Genomic DNA, 2,365 nt, shown 5'->3' with positions numbered 1-2,365 from the left:
GTGGATGTCAGCGGCCGTCGGCGAAGAAGCGGCGTAGCAGGGCCAGCGTCTCGTCCGGCTTCTCCTCGGGGATGAAGTGGCCGCAGTCGAGGGCCTGACCCTGGACGTCGTCGGCCCATTCGCGCCAGACGGCCAGGGTGTCGTACCAAGCGGCCAGCGCGCCCTTGGCGCCCCATAGCACCTGGACAGGGCAGGCGATCTTCTTGCCGGCCTTCTTGTCGGCCTCGTCGAGCAGGCGGTCGTAGCCGGCGCCGGCGCGATAGTCCTCGCACATGGCGTGGATCACCGAGGGCAGCTTGGCGGATTCCAGGTAGTCGGCCTGCGCCTCGGCGTCGAAGCTGCGCAGGATGCCGTAGCGGCCGGCGAAGAAGAACTCCGGGTCGGCCCCGATCAGGGTCTCGGGGAACGGGTGCGGCTGGGCCAGGAACGGCCAATGCCAGTAGCCGAGGGCGAAGCGCTTGTCGGCGCGGGCCCAGGCCTCCCCCGTCGGGATGATATCGAGGACGGAGACCTTGGCGACGGCGGCCGGGTGGTCCAGCGCCAGGCGGTAGGCCACGCGACCGCCGCGGTCGTGGCCGGCGACGCCGAAACAATCGAAGCCAAGCTTGGCCATGAGGTTCACCGCGTCCCGGGCCATGGCGCGCTTGGACGAGGTCTCGTGGTCGTCGGACGAGGGCGGCTTCGTCGAGCCGCCATAGCCGCGCAGGTCGGGGCAGACGACCGTAAAGCTGTCTGCGAGGCCCTCGGCGACGCGGGCCCACATCATGTGCGTCTCGGGATAGCCGTGCAGCAGCAGCAGCGGCGGGCCCGAGCCGCCGTGGCGGACGCGCAGGGAAACCTCGCCGGCGGGATCCGGAAGCGCAATCTGCGACAACTCGAAGCCTTCGAACGCCATCGAAGCGCGCCCCCCTTGTTTCGACTCCCGACGGCGCTCAAGAGTGCGGCCGATGGCTGAGTCCCTGACCCGGTGCGAATGGCGCGGCATGGCCGGCGACCCGCTGTACGAGGCCTATCACGACGAGGAGTGGGGCGTGCCGGAGTACGACTCGCGGGCGCTGTGGGAAAAGCTGGTGCTGGACGGGTTCCAGGCGGGCCTGGCGTGGATCACCATCCTGCGCAAACGCGACGCGTTCCGGGCGGCGTTCGACGGCTTCGATCCGGAGAAGGTGGTGCGCTACGGCGAGGCGGACCGCGCGCGGTTGATGGCCGACGCGGGCATCGTGCGCTCGAACGCCAAGATCGACGCGGCCATCGAGAGCGCGAAGATCTACCTGCAGATGAAGGCGAAGGGCGAGGACTTCGCCGAGTTCTGCTGGAGCTTCACGGGCGGCAGGCCGGTGCAGAACCGCTGGACGGCGTTCGGCCAGGTCCCGGCGCAGACGGACCTGGCGGTCGAGGTCTCCAAAGCGCTGAAGGCCAAGGGCTTCAAGTTCGTGGGTCCGGTGATCGTCTACGCCTGGATGCAGGCCGTGGGCATGGTCAACGACCACCTCACCTGCTGCCACCGGCACGACGCGGTGAAGGGGCTGGCGCGATGAGGGTCGCGGTCCTGATCGCGATCGCACTGGCGCTGGCCGGTTGCGAGCACATGTACGGCGCGATGGACGCCGGCCGCCTGGCGCCGCTGGGCGCGCCGACGACGGCGCGCTGAGCCATGGCGCGGGGGCCCACGCTTTCGTTCGAACGCGCCTTCGTCGGCGGGCCGGTCTGCGGTGTGGACGAGGCGGGGCGTGGGCCTTGGGCCGGGCCGGTCAGCGCCGCCGCGGTGATCCTGCCCGAGAACCCGCGCAAGGTTCCCAAAGGCCTCGACGATTCCAAGAAGCTCACCGCCAAGGCGCGGGAGGAACTGGAGGTCGAGATCAAGGCCAGGGCGGTGGCCTGGGGCGTCGGCATGGCCAGCGTCGAGGAGATCTGGGAACTCAACATCCTGCACGCCACCGGCCTTGCGATGCGCCGGGCCATCGAGGCGCTGTCGGTGCAGCCGGCGTTCGCCCTGGTGGACGGGAACTACCGCTTCAAGCTGCCGTGCGAGGTGAAGACCGTGGTGGGCGGCGACGGCAAGTCGAAGTCGATCGCCGCGGCCTCGATCCTGGCCAAGGTGGCCCGCGACCGGCTGATGACCGAGATGGACGCGGTCTACCCCGGCTACGGCTTCGCCAGCCACAAGGGCTACAACGCCCCCACCCACGTGGAGGCGCTGGTCTCCATGGGGCCGTGCGAGATCCACCGCCGGGCGTGGCGGCCGGTGAAGCTGGTGCTGGCGGGCGTCGACCCGCGCACGGTCGAGCCCGAACAGGGCGAGCTCACCTTCGACTGACGTTCGGTGAGGTCAGAGCGCCTTGGCCATGAACAGGCAGGGGTTCTC

The 2,365-nt window shown here is 69.9% G+C and carries 3 protein-coding genes; 2 read left to right on the top strand and 1 reads right to left on the bottom strand.

Annotated features, from left to right (window positions below; genetic code table 11):
- Nucleotides 1-7 precede the first annotated feature (7 nt).
- A complete protein-coding gene (locus tag VGD44_RS16615) occupies nucleotides 8-895 on the bottom strand; it encodes an alpha/beta hydrolase (protein WP_331089099.1) in 888 nt (295 codons plus the stop codon).
- 52 nt (nucleotides 896-947) lie between these two features.
- Here VGD44_RS16615 and VGD44_RS16610 point away from each other — a divergent pair, with 52 nt between their 5' ends.
- Both VGD44_RS16610 and VGD44_RS16605 read left to right on the top strand, forming a co-directional pair.
- Complete coding sequence (locus VGD44_RS16610) at nucleotides 948-1,538, top strand: DNA-3-methyladenine glycosylase I (RefSeq protein WP_331089097.1); 591 nt, start codon at nucleotides 948-950, stop codon at nucleotides 1,536-1,538.
- 116 nt (nucleotides 1,539-1,654) lie between these two features.
- Nucleotides 1,655-2,317, top strand: a complete 663-nt coding sequence (locus tag VGD44_RS16605; RefSeq protein ID WP_331089095.1) for a ribonuclease HII — start codon at nucleotides 1,655-1,657, stop codon at nucleotides 2,315-2,317.
- Nucleotides 2,318-2,365 lie beyond the last annotated feature (48 nt).

Origin of the sequence: Phenylobacterium sp. (assembly GCF_036402295.1) — a bacterium.
Taxonomy (GTDB): Bacteria; Pseudomonadota; Alphaproteobacteria; order Caulobacterales; family Caulobacteraceae; genus Phenylobacterium.
Note: the sequence above shows the minus strand (reverse complement) of the source record. Positions and strands in the feature narration are given on the sequence as shown.